Below are 19582 nucleotides of genomic sequence, written 5' to 3' on the forward strand. Positions count from 1 at the left end.
ACCTGGTGGCGTTTTTTATCTTATCCTTATACCCACACCTAATTCCAGATTTGCATTTTCGCTCATTCCAGCTAACCCATCCTTTAGCGGAATATAGAGCCTGGTACTCATGAAATATTTATTTCTGCCCAGCCTTAGATTATACATAATGCCATAGTCTACCGTGAAACTGCTCGTTTTAGTTGTAATGGTTTCAGGTAGTTGCTCATTGCTTAAGGTACCAGAATAACTGTCGTACTTTACTCCGGCCAGAAGGTAAAAACTATTGGACCCTTTTTTTGTAAATAATGACGTTCCAAAACCAAATTTTTTATCTATTGAATAGCTATAATGCTGTTGAACATCTACTATACGATTGTTTGGAAATCCATAAGAGAAAGAGATATAAGATACCAGGCTAATCCTTTTGTAAATGTTGTATTGCAAGAGATTTGATACTTGCGCATTAGGTGCACCCATAATAGACATTAAATGTGTGCCGAGGCCAGGCGCAACTGTAAATTTTCCATAAGGATAGTTTGCTGGATCATTTCTTGTTTGCGCATACCCAAACTGCAGACAAACAAAGAATAATACAATCAGTAGTAATCGTTTCATCTTATCTGTTTTTATAATAATAATTTATTGCATTTTCAATATCAGTGTTCTTTGATGACATATGGCCAAGACCAGGTACTAATTCAAAAGTTGATTTAGTAAAAGGGTAAAAGCTTTTTAAGCGTTCAAATAAAAGATTGTTAGCAGGAAGTAGCCCGTTTTCTGTACTACCAGCACCAATAAAAACTAACTGTGACGTTGATTTTATACGTTCTCTTTCTTCCTGCTCGTATTTCAGAATTACTGATTTATCATAAAACAGGGATGGACTTAATAAAAGATAATTTCCAAATACTTCGTTATGTTTTGTAAAGGCATACGCCCCTAATAACCCTCCAAATGAATGGCCAATGATTATCCGATTAGCACGAAGCGTGTCAACATTATACGCTTTTTGTATCGCCGGAATGAGTTCTCTTTTTATGAAATTCATAAATAATAGGCTTCCTCCCTTTCCATAACTTGTTTCAGTAGGCGTATAATCGATCGCCCGGTCATCTGATTGATTGTATCTTATACCTATTACAATTACGTTCTGCGTATTATATTCTGCACTTATTTTTTTACAAATTTTGCCAACAAAATTATCGTCCTGTTTTGCATCTAGAACGTACATGCTGGGATACGGTTTAGATGAAATTGAATAATCTTCTGGCAACTGCACTGTTATATTATAAGTACGACCCGTCTGCAAAGAGGAAATTGCAAATTGCTTAAAGTAAGCAGGATCGATTGTTTCCTTTCTACAACTACTTAATAGGAATAAGACTATTAAAATATAAACTATTTTCATGGTGTTTTTTTATTTATTAAGTCACTAATTGAAGAATTAAATCATGGTTAATTAATAGATTTATAATCTGATAAATAGCTCAAAAAGCCACGTAAACGGTCCTGCATAGCTGTAAATTTTACGGAGCAATTGACAGAATTATCAGGCTAAGACAATACCCACATTCCCTTTTTTATGTCCCTTTTCAACATACTGGTGGGCTTCGACCATTTGTTCCAAAGAAAACGTACGATCTATGACCGATTTTAGTTTGCCCTGTTCAATCAGCTCTTTAAGCAATCGAATGTCTTCGGCTTTTTGGCGTATAACACCTGTTATTACTTGCCGGTTAGTGGTCATTGAAGTCCATACTCCCTGAAACATTTCTGTCAATCCAGAGGCACCCAGAATCAAGATTCCTTTTTTATTGAGCGATTTTAAACTACGAGAAAACGAAACCTTCCCAACGGTATCATAAATCACATCGTACGTTTCTCCGTTTTTGGTAAATCCTCTCTTGTATAATCGATTACCTGGTCGGCTCCTAACGATTTTACCAAATCAATGTTTGCCGTACTACAAACTGCGGTAACAATCGCCCCATAATACTTGGCCAGTTGGATGGCAGCTGTACCAACGGCACCAGATGCGCCATTGATGAGCACATTTTGTCCACTTTTGAGGTTGGCCTTACGGATAAAATATAAGGCCGTCGTTCCTCCAAAGGGGATAACTGCGGCTTCCTGATGAGAAATAGTTGTTGGTTTTAATGCTAAAACCGCATCTTCTGATAAACACTTGTATTCGGCATAAGCCCCAAAATTCATCCCGGTAGAGCCGAAAACCTGGTCGCCAACATTGAAACGTCTAACTTCAGGACCTACCTTTTCAATTTCACCGGAGAAAACGCCACCCAGTATATTTTTTTTGGGTTTTATCAGACCAAAAAACAGCCTGACACCAACTGGATTAGCTGCTCGCAAACGCAAGTCGCCTGAATTAACGGCTGTAGCTTTAACTTTTATAAGGATTTCATTGGCCTTTACGGTCGGTTTTTCAACCTCCTTGAGTTGTAGAACTCCTGGAGCTCCGTACTTCATGTAAATAATGGCTTTCATTTATTTTAGATTTTATCTATATTTTTTCTTGTATCTATTTTCTCTATATGAAGCAGGTGGATCTGCTCTATTCCTTTAGCCACTGGAAAAATGTCGTCATGGGTTTGACATAGTCGAAACTCATCCGGGGATGATAACAAAATCTCCTTTTCAGCCCGGCTTCCTCAAATTTTCGGCTATTACCAAGCCAATTTCCAAGGTTGATATCAGCGCTTCAATGTCAGCCTCAAAACCATAAAGTTTGGTTTCGGTGAACACCTGAACCGGGCCTGCCAGGTTCAACGTGAGGAGAGATGATAAACAACCATATTTTCAAAGTCATCTGATTTAATGAAGCTAATGCAAATGTAGCGGATACAGAAACGAGCTAACAGACAAGTGTATGTCAAAAACGGACAATGCTATCTATCGATTTTTCATGTCCAAAATCAGTCATAACCGCAGATAACGATAATCTATATACGCCTATTAAATAGAAAGCTTTAGCCCCATTTAAACGGCGATAGCAAGCAGCTCAAAAATTTGCTCCTGCTTTTGATTCACGGTAGGTGGTATCAATTTATAAACCACCGGGGTTATTATCCGGGACAAAACTGTTGAACTGATCAATCCACCGATCATGACAATGGCCAGGGGAGCCACGAGCGGATTGGAGGAGAACGCAATGGGCAGCAAGCCACCGATGGCGGTCAAGGACGTGAGCACAATGGGCAGAAACCGCGTTTCGCCAGCTTCCCGGATAGCCTGTTCCAGGGACATGCCATCTTTACGTAGCTGATTGGTGAAATCAACCAGCAGAATGGTATTCTTTACTTCAATACCCGCCAGAGCGATGATCCCAACTGTGGCAATGAAAGAGAGCGAATTGCCGGTTACAAACAGAGCCAATAGAGCACCCACCATACCTAACGGAATAACCGAAAGGACAATTAGCGTACTTTTAAAGGTTTTAAACTGCAGGATCAGGGCGGCAATAAATAAGAACAGAGTGATAATCAATATAATGCCTAGTCCGCCAAATGAGTGGTGTCGGCTTTCTACTTCACCGCCCATTTCATACCGGTAGCCTTTGGGAAGTTTGACTCTATCGAGTTGGGTCATGACATCAGTAAGCACCCGATCGGTGAGATATCCTTCATCAACATAGGCGTTTACCGAGACCGTTCGGGTTTTATTCAAATGATTGATACTCACAGCGGAAGAAACCATATCCAGAGTAGCCACCTGGGATAACGGAATGGCCCCGCCCAAACTGCTATTGACGTATACATTGTGAAATACGCTCAGATTGGGGTACATGGGCCGGGGTGTCGTGAGTAAAAGTTGATACTCATCGCCATTTGCATTGGTAAAGGTTCCCACTCCCATTCCGTTGACAGCCAGCCGTACCGCCTGAGCGATGTTGACGGTTGGTACCCCCAGCATCCGAGCCTTTTCTTTATTGATCGAAACGCGAATGTCCGTTTTTAAATTTTTGACCGGATTACTGACGTAAATCGTCCCCCTGGTGTTTATTAATAACTCTTCCACTCTGGCGGCCAGGGTTCTGAGGGTATCCACGTTCTCACCTAACAACCGCACTTCGACCGGCGCAACAATGGGAGGTCCCTGCTCGAAGTTTTTGACAATTATTTTAGCGCCAGGATACGGTGTATATTTTTTTCGGAGGCTTTCAATAATGGCAAGCTTCCTGTCGGGACTGGTGCCTTCCTCTAATTGAATAAAGAGCTGGGCAAAATCGGTATGTTCATTTTCCTGAATGATGTTATAATAGATCCGTGGATTCCCCTTACCCACATTGGCAGAGACGTATTTTACATCTGGAATACGCTGTAGATCCTGTTCAATCTGGTTCGTGATCTTATCGGTATACGCCAGGTTGGATTGTAAGGGAGTGTTTATATTGATCAGGAATTGGGGTTTCTCCGAGGCAGGAAACAAACTGAAACCGATCTTGGGAATTAGCTGTAGCGAACCAACAAAAATAGTCCCACATACCAGAAGCGTACGGGTTGGTTTATGGAGTGCTTTTTCCAATAACCGGCTATAGCTGCCACCAATCAATTTTTTTAAACCCCGCATAAAGATATTCCCCTCAGGATGACCCGTATGGTGCCTGAGTAAACTATTTGATAAGAAGGGCACAATGGTCAGCGAAACGATTAGGGAGGCAATCACGGATGTAATGACCCCCATGGGTAAACTCCGGATAAAGTCGCCAGAGGATTCGGGTAAAAACATCAAGGGTAAAAAGGCAATAATTAAGGTTGCCGTGCAGCCAATAACTGCCATGCCGATTTGCTCAGTAGCTTTTAGGATGGCGGTTAATCGGGAATGCCCTTCCAGTAGCCACCGTTCAATATTTTCAACCACCACAATACTATCATCAACCAGCAAACCCAGCGAAAGGACCAACCCCACAATACTGAGTTGATTTAAATTAAACCCGAACAGGTTCATGAACACAATGCCCATACCCAACGATAAGGGAATCGAGATCATAACTACTAGCGCTGCCCGTAACCCTAAGGGTATTAGTGTAATAGCGACTAATAGAATGGCAAACAAGAAATCCATCCCTAACCCGCTTAAGCGCTTATTGACATTGGTGGCCTGGTCAAAGGAAAGCGTCAAATCGATAGTAGCGGGCAGGCTTTTTCGATACCGCTCGATGACAGGCAGATAGGCCTCTTGGGTTTTGCTGATGTTTTCTCCCGCTTTCTGGGCCGCCACGACAACGACGCAACGATGATTATTTAACCGGGTAATATGAGTCATGGGTTCAAAATCAGCATACACCGTGGCGATGTCTTTCAGGAAGACATTCTTTCCCGCCTGACTATACACAATCGTGTTTTTTACTTCCTCAATGTCTTTATACGTACTGCTGGTTTTGATATTAAATGATTTGGTCCCTTCATTCACAATGCCTCCCGGAATGTTGGCCAGCTCACCCGCCAGGCTACTGCTTACGGCTAAGAGGGGTATATGCTGTTGCGCCATTTTATCCAGTTGCAAATCAACCCGGACGAGTTGTTCAGGTAGTCCCTGGATCTCAATGTTTTTCAGGGAGGGAATCTTCTCCAGTTCGGTTTGAAGGCCTTCGGCTGCCTTTTTCAGGCTTTCCCTCGATACATTTTCGGATACCAGGGCGGCTTGAATAATATTGACATCCGATGGGCGGGTTCGTTTGACCTCCAGTTGGGCAATACCAGAGGGTAGCTTTGTCCGGAGTGCATTTAACTCACCCACTAATTCCTGGTATTTATCATCGACATTACTGTTATATTTATACTCTACCTCGATAACCGCCAAGCCATCTTTTGTCGTGCTTCTGATTTGTTTGATATTATCTAACCCGTATACCTTTTTTTCGATTGGATCGACGATCAGTTCTTCGATGTCTTTTGGGCTGGCCCCTGGATAAACTACGACAATGGGAAAGGTGGGGAAATCAATTTCCGGATCTTCTGACCTGGACATCGTTAGAATGGTGGTGATTCCTAACGCCACCACCATTAAAAACAGGATCAGCGTAAACTGGTAATTCTTTACGGCGTATTCAGCTAGTTTCATGGATCGATCTAGTCGTATTAGTTTATAATTTTTATCGCTGCACCTTCTTTTAAATAAGCAGAGCCCGTTACGATCAACGCCTTTGCCCCTTCTAAGCCGGTGAGAATGGTAGCCTTGCCGGCGTTAATGCTACCTACTTTCACGGCCACTTTCAGGGCTGTCTTATCATCATTGGAAATAAACACATACGCTTCGCCGGCATCGCCGTCCAGTAATGCATCATATGGAACAGCCCAGGAAGCCACTTTCGTAGAAGGGTAAATAACAGCTTTACCGAACAGCCCGGAGGCTACTCGTCCAGCCACATTTCCGGCTAGTTGGAGTTGAATCGTAAAGGTGCCGGTTGCGGGATCGATGCCTTCCGTTTTACGGGAAACCACGGCTTTAAACGACTTATCGGGGAAAGCATCCGTTTGAATAATCGCCGTATTGCCGATTTGAATAGCACCCCACTCGGCATCGCTAACCCCTACATTTAATACCCAGGCACTTTGATGGGCTCCGTTAAGTTGCAAAACCGGATCACCGGCATTCACGAGCTGGCCCGGATTCGCTAACTTTTTTAGGACATAGCCACTGGCCGTTGCCCGGATCTCAGAATAGGTTTGATTAAACTGAATGGTGGCCAGCTGCTGCTGCGAAATGTCGAGCGCGGTTTTAGCGTTTTGTACCTGCTCTAACGTGGCAACACTATCCCGGTATAAATGGCTGGCACGGTTATAATCCCGTAACGATTTTTCATACGCTAATTTCGTCTGCTGAAGCTGGGCATTGATCTCATGTAGATTTAAGGTAGCCACGAGTTGACCTTTACGCACGGCGTCGCCTTCTTTGACAAAAACCTGCTTGATGATGCCGCCGGTTTTAAACGACAGAAATGTTTCATCGTCCGTTGTAAATTGTCCAGCCGCATGAATGGTTTGTTGTAGCCGTTGAGGCTTCAAGGCTACTAGTTTTACCGGAATTTTTTCATCCGTCATGATTTTAGGAGCCGGTTTTGACTGATGACAGGCCGTGACGACTAGAGATAGAGCTACTAGATAACTATTTAGATAGCTGGTTTTCATTAGTATAAGAAGTTAATAAGTTACTAATCCGGATTCCCGCTCAAGGGTAGCGGCTGTAATGAGGACATTGAAAAGAGCCAGATTCGCCTGCAACTGGGCCGTGGTGAGCAAACTCCGGGCATCAATATCTTCCAGGAACGAATTAACGCCTTCCTGGACACCCCGCTCAATTAATCGCTGGTAGCTAGCGGCTGATTCAACTCGTTTTACCGCCGATTGATACAGTTGATAAACAGCCGTCAGGTTATTTTGGGCGCTGGCTGCCGTCAGCGCTACTTGCTGCGTTGTCTGTTCCAGATTCAATTTCGCTTTTTCCTGATCCAGCTGCGCCTGTTTGATTTTATAGAGATTCCGTTTGCCAGCATATAGCGGAAGCTCCAGTTGTAAGCCAACATTATAGTACCTTGATTTTGAATTAAAATCAAAATTGCCAGCTTGAGAGCCTAGATCAACGAACCCATTTAGCTTTGGCAACCAGAACGATTCATTCAGGTTCAGCATAACGCTCTGTAGTTTTAGGGCTTCAGCGGCTAGTTTAACCTCAGGGCGCTTGCGGCTATCAGGAGTCAACGGCAGTAGCGCAACGGCTTTATCAAGCTCCTTTGACCAGTCGACAGCACGATCAATCGAATCGTTGCTAGCCCTATTGACTAAAAAGTTGACATACAGAGCTGCATTTTCAGCCGCCTTCTGGGCTTCTGTAATTTTGGAGCGGATACTTTCCAGTTCGCTAGTAGCACGCAATACATAGGACGGCAGTCCTTTCCCGCTTTGCAGCAGCTTCTCATTCGTGCGTACCTGTTCGGTAGCCAGTGCTAGGGCGCTTTCGTAAATGGCGATCCCTTTTACCGCACTGAAATACGTATAATAGGCAACTTTAATGTTCTTTGCCAGTTCCTGTCTGTAGCCTACTACCGTTAACTTTTCCAGTTCAAATTTTTGTGCTTCAAGCCTTCGGTTATAGGTCAGGTCCCGGTTAAAAATGGGCAGCATGGTTCTGATTTTCGCATCGTAAAAATTGGTCGGCAGGAACGCCTGATCTACGTTAGCAATAATTGAAAATTTTTCACTACCCGTTAACTGATTAAGGGTTGTATACACGGGATTCATTAGATCGCCAACCGGTAGCGAAATGCTTCTCCCTCCGGCACCGCTCTGATAAGCAGTCTGGAAGGAAATAGTCGGCATAAACAGACTTTCGGCTGTCTTTAATGCGTACCACGCTTTTTTTACATCTCTATTTTTTTGTTGGAGTACAGCATTATTTCGTAGCCCTAACTCAATATAATTTTCTAATGAATTTTGCTGGGCCTGTATAGGAAACGAGTAGAACCAGAATAGCAATAGCAATACGATCAGAAGTAATCTTCTAAGTAGAAAATCCATAAATAAGAAGAGTTAAGTAAGGAGAGGTTATTAAAATTTTGAGCCGTTATTAAGGCGCATTGATTAAAAAATACTAAAAAAATTATGCTCTAATCGGATAAAAAAACCATTTGGCGCTGTTCGAATCATCGTACTCGTTACTTCTCTATGGTAACTGATATCAATCCGGCTCTGGCTGTTCAGTATTAATTGTAAGGAGGGAACAATGTCCATATAATATTTCCCTGAACCAGTATTCAATTGGTTTAAGAACTCCACCATCAGATTCAGATTGGTTTGATTGTAGGCCCTGTATTCTTTTGGCAGCATCAATTTGCCAATGGAAAATGTATAGTTAATGACTTTGCTATTGGCTTTACCGTAAATAAATGGATTCTCACTCCCGTTATCGGACGCCTTTACATACGATAGCCCGGAAGAGATGGCTACTTTTTGCGCTAATTTTGTGGCAATTAGTCCCAGTTCCAGTCCAGTATTATGGCCATACAGGTCAATTTCTTCCTGGTGAATATCGCTATTGTTATAGCTGATTCGACCATACATTGCCATTCGGAAATGTTTTTGCAATCCATCGTTACTCAGGAACCGGTACTTAGTGTAAACCGATCCACCTTCCTCTTTAAACGTTTCACTACGGTTACTAAAAAACAGGCAGCCATTTATCATTAGTTTTTTGGAAATCCCTACCATCACTTCAGGAATCAGGTGATAGTTTATTCGGGTTGTATTGATCTCATCCATCATCGAATTATCAATCCGGATTCCGATGCTACCTGCCGGTCGGTTACTCGCGGGCTCCGTTACTGAAAATAACTCCTGAGCCTGGCACGATAGGGATAAAGAAAAAAAAAGAATAAATATTTCATTTATGACAGATGATTAATTACTTATTGATAGGATTAAATATGAACCAGATAGTTTCCTGGGGCCGGGTTTGCGGCACGGATTTTTTTAAACTCTTTCGAAGAAACAAATCCTTTATTCAACACTTTTAGCTCTTTAACACCATCCAGCGTTTGCTCCTCCGTGTTGGTGAACCAAAAGGTTTTTTCGCCAAGTTTTACAGGCTCCTTTGCCTTTATTTGCACATGATTAAACGTGATAAAAGCGCTAAAACTTGATACAAAAAATCCAGCATCTTCCACTTTGTCTTTTATCTGGTCAAAATCAATCGAACTACCAGGTTTAAAGGAAATGCTAAATGAATACGTCTTTAAATCAGCTTTTACATCCTCCACAAAATCTAATGTTCTAAGCGCCTTATTAATCGCATTACTACACATACTACAGGTCAAGCCATCAGCGCGTAGATTAACTTTTGTGATTTGAGCCCTGGCTACCTGTGCAAAGGCAATAGCCATCAGTAAGAAAAAGTATTTCATCTTAATTTCTTGTTTGTTTAGTTAGTCGCTATTTTTTCCGGAATAGATGTTAATGAATTCGCTCGAAAAGTTCTGTTCTGCCTAGTAGCGATATACCGATGTATCCCTTTACTTTGAGGTTTACGCCATCCAGGGTCATTTTACAACTATAGGTTTTACCATTACCGGGATCGTACACTTTACCCTCTTTATAGGCCCCGTCTTCATAGGTGAAGTTTGTCAGAATATCTAGTCCGAGCAGATTCCGTTGTCTTAATTGCTGGTCAGGGTTCTGGGTATCTTTGCGGGGAATAGCTGCCCATACCGTTTTTCCAAAGTAGGTACTACCTTTTTTATAGATTTCTATTCGGGCATCCTTTTGTGGGCTCCAGTACAATCCAATTATTTTGTCAGCCTCCTGTTGGGCATATACCTGGCTAACGAATGATAGAAAGGCAAGTGAGAAAAAACAGGCGAATTCTATTAATTTCATTTTTATGTTATTATTGAGATTAATGATCAATTGGTTTACTAGGATTGATTAGTTTTTTTGTAGCTCTATTTTGTTGATTACTTTCTTAAAGGCAAAATGATAGACTTCCGTATTGGCCATATGTACTGGAAAAGCATTAATAAAAACCCAGCCTTCTTTTCCCATGAAGTTAAGCGCATCAATTATGGTGTTGAATTTTCGTACTTTCCCACCATACTCTTTAACCCAGTATTCGCGTAACAAACTCTTTTCTTCACCAAAGTCGATATCAATAACTACTTTATTACTAAAGAAATTTCGATTCGCCACTACCTGACAATACTGTTCTATTTTTGTCGTGTCCGATTGAGCATTGGCAATCTGTTGGCTTGCCAGAACGAAGCTTAGAATGACTAGTATTTTCATTTTTAATATAATTTTGTTAACTATTTTGTTAGTTTAACTATTTGTTTTTATTAACTAAAAAGGGGCTATTACAGTGATATACGTTACAGTTGCAACCAATATTTCCATATATCGCCTTATCGAACCTAGTATCCAGATTTGGATGTTTTTCTGATTTCATATCTTTTCCAACTGATTAACATGACAAAGGTAGGCTAGGAATACGGAGTCAATGTTATATAAGTTTTGGGAAATCTTTCGAAATTTTTGGTGGCTAAATTTTGTTCTCACTAAATAAATTAGTTTACTTGGCTAGAATAAATTAGTACCCTTAGAAGCATCATATAAGTTAGTTTATGATGTACAAGGAAGTGCTGAAATTTGATCTAATTTCTATAACTAGTTTGTTTTTAAATATGGCTTAATGTCATTTAAACTAGTTTATACACAAAAACGGGATATTTAATTAAATATCCCGTTTAGCGAACTGTTATGTCAAATGAGGTATTTTTTAATGATCTTTATTTTTAATTTAGAAGAAATGATGTTTAGATAATATTTTGAATTGATAAGTAAATGAGTAATTATGATAAATAGTATTAGTATGTATGGATATTCTATAATTATTATTATTCGTGCCTTTATTTAATACTAAACCACTTAGACCAGAAGTGGTTTAGTATTACTTGTTGTTACTTGTTCAACTACTGACAATTACAGTTGTCACCGCATTGACAATCTTCACAGGTACAATTCGGGTTTCCGCATTTTGGCGTCTCTTTTTGGATAATTGTGCTTATTTCTTGATGTTTCGTTTTCATGTGCTTTTATTTTTAAATGATTAACAATGCAAAGGTAGGTGAGTATTTATGCCCAGCTGTTATATAAGTTTGGGAAACTATTACATAATTATTTGTTAGATTTGATCCAATAATTTTCTGTGGCCTGAACCTGCTTTCTTAAACTCAGATGGAGTAATACCAGTAATTTGTTTAAATTGATAAGAGAGGTGGGCAACACTACTATAATCCATTTCGTATGAGATAGCCGATAGCGTCATTTCATTATAGAGCAATAATTCTTTTACTTTTTCAATGCGCTGCTGAATAAAGTAGCTTTCGATTGTACGCCCTTCTACGGATGAGAAATAGTTACTCAAATACGTGTATTCATGGAATAAATGGTGCGAAAGGTAGGTTGAAAGTTTTAGCTTAGTTTCATGATCACTTACTTCTCCTCTGGCTTTCTTGATAACTAATTGCTTTATTTTCTCAGCCATTCCAGTTGCTTTCGTATTGATCAGTTCAAGCCCTATTTGACTTAATTGAGCAGCGAACCGATCATTTTCTTCTGGAATCAGTTTCCGCACTAAAACGACTTCACCGGCAATCACCTGCTGATAGGGAATTGCCAGTTTATCTAAAAGGCTTTCTACGGCCAGTATGCACCGGTGACAAACCATATTTTTTACGGATAATACGCCTGTTTCCATGATGTCAACTTAGTTTATAAATACCAGTTAGTTTAGTTTCAAACAACACGATTCATTACTGATGAAGCCATATAGTAATTATGGGAATGATGCATATCAGCACTTGCTGCTAGTCAGTCTCTTTGTAATAGCCAATACAATCTCTCTACTGTTACTTTCCACATCCTACCAGAGAGTCATGTAGTGGTACCTATTATGGTACAAAGATGTAGTGAGTGTAGCACAGATATATGACAACCAAGTGTCAGAAACGGACAAACGTTTACTGTATGAAAAACGGGTTCATCGCATTTGTTTTTTGACCGTAAGAGCGTACAAACTTGATTGTTGACGAGTTATCAACCCACTTTGACGCGTACCCGACCTGTTAAGGGTAGCAAAAGAACAGATCGATTGTACAATAGGATGAGTTCGGGATTGGTTAACTGGTTGAAATGACTTCACAATATCACTAGCAGATTAGCTATGATGGGATGTTTAACTCCACTCTGTCAATCTGACAGTCAAATTATATATGATATTTAGTTCGTAACAAAGCCATGACGGTCGTCGTACATGTGATACACTTGCTCGTTTCAATAACAAAATTGACCTAGCAGTGAAGACCGAACCAATTGTTTGTCATTTTACATATCATTTACGGTCGTCCAATAACTGTAAACTAGTGTACTTCTGACGGATTTAGGCTGTAGCGATTGGATCTTGAACTGATGGCCCAATTTCAACCCCTCGCTGCCGGAGGTACTTATATAATGTGGTTTTTGATATGTGTAACTCCCGAGCAATCTGTTCCACCGGGAATTTATTCTCTTTATAAAGACTCTCGGCAAGGCGGGCTTTTTGCTCACCCGCCTTAGTAAGCCCCTTACGACGACCCAGTAATTGACCCCGTCGACGGGCGGAAGCAAGTCCAGCTAGGGTCCGCTCCCGAATCACCTCCCGCCGGTTCGCCGGTGCGATCAAATTCAGCTAGACTGGCGAAAATGCGAAAGACAAGTCGGCCTTGAGCGGTTGTGGTGTTAATGGGATCGTTTAGGCTAACCAGTCCAATGTGTTGGCCCTCGAGCAGCGTCACAATCTCGATCAAGTGATTCAATGAACGGCCCAGCCGCCGGGCGGCCGGCGCCGTCCAGCTTCCAGATAACAAGCGTGTCCCCCTCCCGGATGATTTCTAGTAGTGGGTTTAATTCAGGCCGTTCGGTTTTAGACCCACTAGCTTTGTGGTCCGCCACCCCGGTCCTGAAAGATTTTCACGCATCCTGCGGCTTTGAGGGCATCTAACTGAAGCGCTAGATTTTGATCTTGGCCGGGCCGCCGGTGCGGTAGAGACTCGGGCATATCCTAACTTCATGATACAGTAGTAGCTATCTCACGTCATGGACATGAATGGGAGAAATCTATTTTCGATTCAGTAAGCAGGTTGTGAGATGTGAATTTATCAAATTATCCGCTTGGAATCTCAACCCTAAAAAAGGTATCACTTAGCTAGCGAGTAGGGCCTAACGGTTATGGGAGACTAACATAATCAACAAGGTGTCTCTCAAGATTGCAACTGTTCTTTTATAAAATGCACCATAAGAAAAGTACAATTAAATGAGATACTGAGCATTCATACTGCTTTCATTGGATAGCGGTAAAATACTATTTTGAAATTTAATAGATAAGTTAATCTAGATACGCTTTACTCCCTGTAAAATCCGGTTATTTCAAGACTGAGGCCCCTAAACTAAAAGAACAGGCTGCTGAAGCCTGTTCTCCTTCACCCTATGCAATTTGCCAGATCGCTTTAGATGCGTTTGACATTGACTGCATTCAAGCCCTTCTTGCCTTGCTCGACATTGTAGGTTACCTTGTCGTTTTCTCGAAGTTCTTGGCTGGTGGCTGAAATGTGCACGAACACATCGTCGCCACCATCATCGGGTTTAATAAAACCAAAGCCTTTACTCTCATTGAAAAATTTGACGCTACCTGTTGGCATTGTGATTCGGTTAAAGTTTGGCTCAAAGTCGACAGAATAAGTCAACTTACCAAACATTGCTTATTGAAGGGTAATCTTCTTACGACGTGTTTGTTAAGTAGTCCTGATCCTTGGCAACCAGTAGTAGCGGATTAATTTTTGGGTGAAAAGTCGTTTAAGCAGTCTATCATTACAAAATGATAATTTAGGCGTAAATTGTACTTTTTCCATATAAGTGGTATAAGCCACATTATGTTAAGAGAATATTCCGAGATAGATCCCCCTAGTACCTGCGAGAAAAGGAACGCCAATCCGCTCCTGTTGGCCATAAAAAAAGCTCCCACAATGGGGAGCTTACCGCTTCGGGAAGAGCTCAATTAGTGAGCCCGCATCCGGTAGATGGTCCGACCACGCAGACCCACTAAAGGGCCGCCAACTTCAATGATACGGGGCCGAGCCGGGCGGTTAATATGCAGAAATGGAGTGTTCATGTTCTTTGTTGATTGTGAATGTGCTACAAAGATGAGGGGTAAGTGGCCAACCCGCAACCCAAAACTGGTCAAGCGTCGATTTGGGGGGATAAACCACCGAAAACTGCCGATAAGTGGTAGAATTCTAGAATTGACTTATTCTAATAAACAGCGCAGGGAATTTTGACTTTTATAGTATAAAATGAAGATATAGGACTTTTTTCAGGAGGACAAAAAGAAAGCCAGACGACGGAAAGTCACCTGGCTTTTGGTTTCACTCAGTGTATAGTTCTAGACCCGCGTTTCAAGTGAGTACAGACTCTATTTGAGCGAAATACACTAACTAAACTAGGGGCAGCCGAAATTGTTTGCGAAAAGAGCTGATTTTTTCACCTTTGGGAAATATGACGGACTATTTTTCAAAATGAATATCCCATAGCCCTAGCAGGAAGAACCGTCAGATTAACATATTTGAAAATTATACAACTGAAAAAAGCGCTAGTATGCGACATTGGCTTGCCATATTAGTTTGGTTTGGTAGCGCTCAATATGGTTGCGGGCAAGATGGCTTTGTCGATGGGCAACCCAAACTAGCCTTCTGGAAAATTGGTTCTAAACCCGAAACTGTGATCGTCTTGCATGGCGGCCCGGATGCTACTCATGGCTATTTACGACCTGAACTCGATGGGTTGAGTAAGGTGGCTAAAGTAGTTTACTATGATCAGCGAGGCATCGGTAAAAGTGGGTCGGCAGATAGCTATGTGTGGCAAGCTCAAGTACTGGATTTAGATCGAGTCATCCATCGATTTTCTACTCATAAGGTGTTTTTGGCGGCTTCTTCCTGGGGAACGACCTTAGCCATATTGTATGCTTACCAGCATCCTGAAAAAGTCAGAGGTTTATTGCTGAGTGGTACGTATTCTTGGCCAGGGAAAGGCATGACCGCAGGAAAATATCAAGCCTATATACAGCATCTGGATTCGCTCGGTAAATCACGGTCCCAGTCTTTAAAACAGCCTGATTTAAAAGAGACCAAGTATACGTTTTACGAGCAACGTCAGTTAGTTGATCAAGAAGAGATCAAAAGAAGGGGCTACTCGACGATCACGGTGGAAAAGGAAGTACTGCGTGTGGGTACGGCCAATACCGCTGAGTTGGTGTATAGCCTGGTAACGGCTCCCGTGTTAGACAGTTTAGCTAAAATTAGGGTTCCTGTCTTACTCTTTAATGGGAGCCGGAAGAATTGTGATGTCGATTGGGGCTATAAGTATGTGAAGGTCTTTCCTATGGCTGAACTCTATACCATACCAGCAGCCTGTCACGATCCTTGGCTAAGTGATCCTAAAAAATTCTGTGCTAAATCAGTTGAGTTTATGAGCAGGATAGTTAAAGCTTCTGATTAACATATTGGCACTTGTGTGATTCGTTCACCCTAAATGATTGAGAAATCAAGGACGGGTGGCAAAAGGGGTAACCCTTTTGACAACTGATTATTCGTGAGGGTGTAAGTCCCTCTCTCCCGATGCAGGAGTAACAGCATCACCCCTACGGTAGCGACTAGTCCTCAATCCGTAAAGCGGGGGGAAAAGACGGTAACGGTGAACCTAACACCGAACTCCGACGAGCATAAGTTTATGGATAGCGTAAGCAAAGATGTGTTTGAACTGTCGTTAATATGGAGCAGCCAATCGCACCGGCGACCCGGGTAGGTTAACAGGCTGTGGCCAAAAGGCAAGGATAAGGGGCTGGCGGTAAGTGTACGACCAGATTGCATTCCCAACAAACCCGGCAGATAGCATCATCCTACCAACTCAACCAACGAATAATCGGAACGAACGGGGCCGCCCGAGCGGTAACTCTTTGTCAGTTCTCTACGAAGTAGAGTAGGTGCTAACCAGAAGCTGATACGGAGCAAGATTGCCTAAGAAGCAAAGGCCCACTGTAATGGGTGGGATAGGCTAACGTAGGCACGATGAGGTGGAGTGAATAGGTACTAGTAGCAGTCAACATGGCTAAAGCACGGATTCAAAACCCGATGATGGACTGGAAAACGATTCCCTGGCGTAAGCTGGAACGGAGCGTTTTCAATCGGACCGCCGAAGCGGCTGCAAACGCGCATATTCAAAGCCTCGCAACGTGGTGATAGAAGAACAGTTCGACAACTCCAAAAAACATTGATGAGATCCTGGTCGGCTAAATGTCTGGCCGTTCGACGGGTAACTCAAGACAATCAGGGAAAGCATACAGCTGGGGTAGATGGGGTTAAATCGCTTCTCCCAAAACACCGGCTAGACCTGGTTAGTCAGTTGACACCTGGTCAGAAACCAAAACCAACCCGACGGGTTTGGATACCCAAACCGGGCTCAACCGAAAAACGCCCTTTAGGTATTCCTACGCTGCATGACCGCGCTTTACAAGCGCTGGTCAAAGAGGCACTAGAACCTGAATGGGAGGCTAAGTTTGAACCCAATAGTTACGGGTTTCGGCCGCTCCGGCGGCCCGGCAGGGCGCTCAGCCCATGATGCCATAGCGGCCATCTTTAGTAGTATCTGCCACAAACCCAAGTATGTATTGGATGCTGATATTGCCAAATGCTTTGACCGCATTGATCATCAGGCTTTATTGACCAAGCTACATACATTCCCAATTCTAAGACGACAGATTAAAGGTTGGCTCAAAGCAGGCGTAGTCGATGGGGAAACGCTGTTTCCAACAATGGAAGGAACCCCACAAGGTGGCGTGCTCTCTCCCCTATTAGCTAATATTGCCCTTCATGGCATGGAAGAATGGCTGAGCCAGCAAGTCATACTCAAATCCACGGTGGTCAACGGTAAGCAGCGCCGAGCAAACCCTATTCACTTTATCCGCTATGCTGATGACTTTGTTGTTGTGCATGAGGACTTGGAGACTGTTCAACGATGCCAGGAATGTATTGCCAACTGGTTAACGAATCTGGGCTTAGCACTCAAACCCAGCAAGACAAAAATCACCCATACGCTTCAGTCACATGAAGCCAGTATCGGTTTCGATTTTCTGGGCTTTACGATTCGTCAATACTCGAAGGAGTCAGATCAAATTGACTAAGAGAAACGAAAGCTGCGGTTTACAACCCTCATCAAGCCAGCCAAGGAAAGTGTAAAACGACACTATAAGCGCGTAGGCCAACTCATTAACTGTCATAAGAGTAATAGTCAAGTGGCGTTGATTAATGAGCTAAATCCCGTTATTCGGGGATGGTCTGGTTACTATTCCCGAGTCGTTAGCAAGAAACACTTTACGAAGCTGGATCATCTGACCTTCGGGAAGTTAAAGACCTGGGCTAAACGCCGACATCCGACTAAATCGATCCATTGGATTTATGCCAAGTACTGGCAGATGGATCGCGGGCAAAGCAGACAGTTCAGGGTCAGGCTAAAGGGCTCGATGATTCGCCTATTTCACCATACTGAGACGCCCATTGTGCGGCACATCAAAGTGCAGCAAAATCGGAGTCCTTATGATGGTGATTGGGTTTACTGGAGTAGTCGGCTGGGGCGTTCGCCCCAAGTAAGTAATCGACTTTCCTTTCTTCTTAAAAAGCAAAAGGGAAAATGTCACCATTGCAAGCTATTCTTTCGAAATGAAGACGTGATAGAAATAGATCACATCCTGCCCCGAATAAAAGGCGGAAAAGATGTGATGACAAATCTCCAACTGCTTCATCGTCATTGCCACGACACCAAAACAGCTTTGGATCAAACCGAGCTGTCGGGCAAGGTATAGTTGATAACTACCACTTCATTGAGGAGCCGTGTGAGGTGAAAGTCTCACGCACGGTTCTGAAGACCAGCGGGGCTGGTGACGGCCCCGCTGAGTTTAATATACAACACCCTATCACAACTCATTTAACCTAACAGGAATCTAGGCTTTGCATATACAAATTATTGCCATGAGAAAGATAGGTCTAATTATGTTGCTTCTAATGACTTTACTAGGATGTGATAAAGAACCGCTTAAACCGGAATGGGCGGGCTGGGGAGAGGTCAGCGTAACGCGTAATGGCAGTAAGTGGACCAATGCAGCAGCCGCTGTTCTATTAGTCAAGGCCAAAACAAATAATAATGTCAGCAACTATATCGATCTCCAGTTTTATAAGTTCAGTGATGGGGGAATTATTCGTGAGAGTCTGCATTTAGGAACAGTGTCGACTCAATCAACAGGGCGCTACCAATTAGTTAAAGAAACTAGTTCTAACTGCGGCAATAACTGTACCACTGCTAGTTATCAAACGGATGATGATGACATTCGCATTTCAGCCTATTCGTTTGATCCAGGCCAACCTAGTTACTTAGAAATTACGGCTTATGATTCAACTACCCACCGGATTGAGGGGAAATTCCAGGTCGGTTTCACTAAACAAGCTGCCTATAAAAATAGTGATCCCACGACTGTCGTGTTTGAGAGTGGAACGTTTTCAGCACCCGTTAATGACAAAGGCAGGTTTGAGTAGTGATTTTAGAACATTACCTAGATTACAAACTGATGTAATTCCTATCGACTATAACTCTATTCCCTTTACATAAGATGAGTTATAGAACGCCCCTTAATAAAGTACTATGTTACCATATGTTTATAATGACCACTAATTTGTACATTTCTGTTGTTGAAAAATAATTTTACGTAAACTTGTGACCTTACGTTTTAGGAAGCGTCTAAAATAAACAGCGTATAAACTCGAGCCTTAAAGGCTCTTCCTGTATAGTTTACAAAGTACAAACCCGTGCCATTTCTAAAAATAGCACGGGTTTGTACTTTATTAAGGGGCGTTCTATAACTAACCTTATGTAAAGAGATTATCCCAATAAAGATAGAGGTACTGGAGTAGAACTCTTTACCTAAATAGTTATAAGTTAGTTCGTTACATTAATTG

22 protein-coding genes are annotated in these 19582 nt (G+C 42.3%); 6 read left to right on the forward strand and 16 right to left on the reverse strand.

Annotated features, from left to right (window positions below):
- Positions 1–15: 15 nt before the first annotated feature.
- From ACYVFD_RS30945 to ACYVFD_RS31020, 16 genes are all read right to left on the reverse strand, one after another.
- On the reverse strand, positions 16–597 hold the full coding sequence (locus ACYVFD_RS30945) for a hypothetical protein (protein ID WP_461094485.1): 582 nt from the start codon (positions 595–597) through the stop codon (positions 16–18).
- A 1-nt stretch (position 598) separates the two neighbouring features.
- A complete protein-coding gene (locus ACYVFD_RS30950) occupies positions 599–1390 on the reverse strand; it encodes an alpha/beta hydrolase (protein WP_461094486.1) in 792 nt (263 codons plus the stop codon).
- A 141-nt stretch (positions 1391–1531) separates the two neighbouring features.
- Positions 1532–1852, reverse strand: a complete 321-nt coding sequence (locus tag ACYVFD_RS30955) for a zinc-binding dehydrogenase (protein WP_461094487.1) — start codon at positions 1850–1852, stop codon at positions 1532–1534.
- On the reverse strand, positions 1849–2487 hold the full coding sequence (locus ACYVFD_RS30960; protein ID WP_461094488.1) for an NAD(P)-dependent alcohol dehydrogenase: 639 nt from the start codon (positions 2485–2487) through the stop codon (positions 1849–1851). Before ACYVFD_RS30960 ends, ACYVFD_RS30955 begins: the two co-directional genes overlap by 4 nt.
- A 492-nt stretch (positions 2488–2979) precedes the next feature.
- Positions 2980–6063 carry an efflux RND transporter permease subunit gene (locus ACYVFD_RS30965; protein ID WP_461094489.1) on the reverse strand — a complete coding sequence of 1028 codons (3084 nt, stop codon included), beginning with the start codon at positions 6061–6063 and terminating at the stop codon, positions 2980–2982.
- Between the two features lie 17 nt (positions 6064–6080).
- Positions 6081–7130: an efflux RND transporter periplasmic adaptor subunit gene (locus ACYVFD_RS30970; protein ID WP_461094490.1), complete on the reverse strand. Its 1050-nt coding sequence runs from the start codon at positions 7128–7130 to the stop codon at positions 6081–6083.
- A 12-nt stretch (positions 7131–7142) separates the two neighbouring features.
- The gene (locus ACYVFD_RS30975; RefSeq protein ID WP_461094491.1) at positions 7143–8516 is read right to left on the reverse strand and encodes a TolC family protein; all 1374 of its coding nucleotides are present in this window, start codon (positions 8514–8516) and stop codon (positions 7143–7145) included.
- A gap of 63 nt (positions 8517–8579) precedes the next feature.
- Positions 8580–9260, reverse strand: coding sequence for a hypothetical protein (locus ACYVFD_RS30980; RefSeq protein WP_461094492.1), 681 nt, complete (start codon positions 9258–9260; stop codon positions 8580–8582).
- Between the two features lie 155 nt (positions 9261–9415).
- On the reverse strand, positions 9416–9877 hold the full coding sequence (locus tag ACYVFD_RS30985; protein WP_461094493.1) for a heavy-metal-associated domain-containing protein: 462 nt from the start codon (positions 9875–9877) through the stop codon (positions 9416–9418).
- A 70-nt stretch (positions 9878–9947) separates the two neighbouring features.
- Complete coding sequence (locus ACYVFD_RS30990) at positions 9948–10370, reverse strand: DUF2147 domain-containing protein (protein ID WP_461094494.1); 423 nt, start codon at positions 10368–10370, stop codon at positions 9948–9950.
- Positions 10371–10418: 48 nt separating this feature from the next.
- Positions 10419–10775 carry a hypothetical protein gene (locus ACYVFD_RS30995; RefSeq protein ID WP_461094495.1) on the reverse strand — a complete coding sequence of 119 codons (357 nt, stop codon included), beginning with the start codon at positions 10773–10775 and terminating at the stop codon, positions 10419–10421.
- Between the two features lie 895 nt (positions 10776–11670).
- Positions 11671–12246, reverse strand: coding sequence for a helix-turn-helix domain-containing protein (locus ACYVFD_RS31000; RefSeq protein ID WP_461094496.1), 576 nt, complete (start codon positions 12244–12246; stop codon positions 11671–11673).
- Between the two features lie 681 nt (positions 12247–12927).
- Positions 12928–13209: a helix-turn-helix domain-containing protein gene (locus ACYVFD_RS31005; protein WP_461094497.1), complete on the reverse strand. Its 282-nt coding sequence runs from the start codon at positions 13207–13209 to the stop codon at positions 12928–12930.
- Complete coding sequence (locus ACYVFD_RS31010) at positions 13112–13321, reverse strand: recombinase family protein (RefSeq protein WP_461094498.1); 210 nt, start codon at positions 13319–13321, stop codon at positions 13112–13114. The genes ACYVFD_RS31005 and ACYVFD_RS31010 overlap by 98 nt, the downstream gene beginning before the upstream one ends.
- Positions 13284–13478, reverse strand: coding sequence for a recombinase family protein (locus ACYVFD_RS31015; RefSeq protein WP_461094499.1), 195 nt, complete (start codon positions 13476–13478; stop codon positions 13284–13286). The genes ACYVFD_RS31010 and ACYVFD_RS31015 overlap by 38 nt, the downstream gene beginning before the upstream one ends.
- Positions 13479–14032: 554 nt before the next feature.
- Complete coding sequence (locus ACYVFD_RS31020) at positions 14033–14224, reverse strand: cold-shock protein (protein ID WP_461094500.1); 192 nt, start codon at positions 14222–14224, stop codon at positions 14033–14035.
- A 952-nt stretch (positions 14225–15176) separates the two neighbouring features.
- Here ACYVFD_RS31020 and ACYVFD_RS31025 point away from each other — a divergent pair.
- The 6 genes from ACYVFD_RS31025 (at position 15177) to ACYVFD_RS31050 (ending at position 19162) form a co-directional block, all read left to right on the forward strand.
- Positions 15177–16076 (forward strand): alpha/beta fold hydrolase, encoded by a 900-nt coding sequence (locus tag ACYVFD_RS31025; protein WP_461094501.1) that lies wholly within the window; start codon positions 15177–15179, stop codon positions 16074–16076.
- A gap of 605 nt (positions 16077–16681) precedes the next feature.
- Positions 16682–16816 carry a hypothetical protein gene (locus ACYVFD_RS31030; protein ID WP_461094502.1) on the forward strand — a complete coding sequence of 45 codons (135 nt, stop codon included), beginning with the start codon at positions 16682–16684 and terminating at the stop codon, positions 16814–16816.
- Positions 16791–17195: a reverse transcriptase N-terminal domain-containing protein gene (locus ACYVFD_RS31035; RefSeq protein WP_461094534.1), complete on the forward strand. Its 405-nt coding sequence runs from the start codon at positions 16791–16793 to the stop codon at positions 17193–17195. Before ACYVFD_RS31030 ends, ACYVFD_RS31035 begins: the two co-directional genes overlap by 26 nt.
- Positions 17134–17757, forward strand: coding sequence for a reverse transcriptase/maturase family protein (locus tag ACYVFD_RS31040; protein WP_461094503.1), 624 nt, complete (start codon positions 17134–17136; stop codon positions 17755–17757). The genes ACYVFD_RS31035 and ACYVFD_RS31040 overlap by 62 nt, the downstream gene beginning before the upstream one ends.
- Positions 17758–17787: 30 nt before the next feature.
- Positions 17788–18435, forward strand: a complete 648-nt coding sequence (locus ACYVFD_RS31045) for a group II intron maturase-specific domain-containing protein (protein WP_461094535.1) — start codon at positions 17788–17790, stop codon at positions 18433–18435.
- Positions 18436–18601: 166 nt separating this feature from the next.
- Positions 18602–19162, forward strand: coding sequence for a hypothetical protein (locus ACYVFD_RS31050; RefSeq protein WP_461094504.1), 561 nt, complete (start codon positions 18602–18604; stop codon positions 19160–19162).
- The last annotated feature ends 420 nt before the right edge of the window (positions 19163–19582 follow it).

This window comes from Spirosoma gilvum (assembly GCF_054776815.1).

Bases quoted from the DNA above. Each gene is read 5' to 3' on its own strand.
- ACYVFD_RS30945 (WP_461094485.1), bottom strand. From the start codon at position 597: ATGAAACGATTACTACTGATTGTATTATTCTTTGTTTGTCTGCAGTTT.
- ACYVFD_RS30950 (WP_461094486.1), bottom strand. From the start codon at position 1,390: ATGAAAATAGTTTATATTTTAATAGTCTTATTCCTATTAAGTAGTTGT.
- ACYVFD_RS30960 (WP_461094488.1), bottom strand. From the start codon at position 2,487: ATGAAAGCCATTATTTACATGAAGTACGGAGCTCCAGGAGTTCTACAA.
- ACYVFD_RS30965 (WP_461094489.1), bottom strand. From the start codon at position 6,063: ATGAAACTAGCTGAATACGCCGTAAAGAATTACCAGTTTACGCTGATC.
- ACYVFD_RS30970 (WP_461094490.1), bottom strand. From the start codon at position 7,130: ATGAAAACCAGCTATCTAAATAGTTATCTAGTAGCTCTATCTCTAGTC.
- ACYVFD_RS30975 (WP_461094491.1), bottom strand. From the start codon at position 8,516: ATGGATTTTCTACTTAGAAGATTACTTCTGATCGTATTGCTATTGCTA.
- ACYVFD_RS30980 (WP_461094492.1), bottom strand. From the start codon at position 9,260: ATGATGGATGAGATCAATACAACCCGAATAAACTATCACCTGATTCCT.
- ACYVFD_RS30985 (WP_461094493.1), bottom strand. From the start codon at position 9,877: ATGGCTATTGCCTTTGCACAGGTAGCCAGGGCTCAAATCACAAAAGTT.
- ACYVFD_RS30990 (WP_461094494.1), bottom strand. From the start codon at position 10,370: ATGAAATTAATAGAATTCGCCTGTTTTTTCTCACTTGCCTTTCTATCA.
- ACYVFD_RS30995 (WP_461094495.1), bottom strand. From the start codon at position 10,775: ATGAAAATACTAGTCATTCTAAGCTTCGTTCTGGCAAGCCAACAGATT.
- ACYVFD_RS31000 (WP_461094496.1), bottom strand. From the start codon at position 12,246: ATGGAAACAGGCGTATTATCCGTAAAAAATATGGTTTGTCACCGGTGC.
- ACYVFD_RS31020 (WP_461094500.1), bottom strand. From the start codon at position 14,224: ATGCCAACAGGTAGCGTCAAATTTTTCAATGAGAGTAAAGGCTTTGGT.
- ACYVFD_RS31025 (WP_461094501.1), top strand. From the start codon at position 15,177: ATGCGACATTGGCTTGCCATATTAGTTTGGTTTGGTAGCGCTCAATAT.
- ACYVFD_RS31030 (WP_461094502.1), top strand. From the start codon at position 16,682: ATGGCTAAAGCACGGATTCAAAACCCGATGATGGACTGGAAAACGATT.
- ACYVFD_RS31050 (WP_461094504.1), top strand. From the start codon at position 18,602: ATGAGAAAGATAGGTCTAATTATGTTGCTTCTAATGACTTTACTAGGA.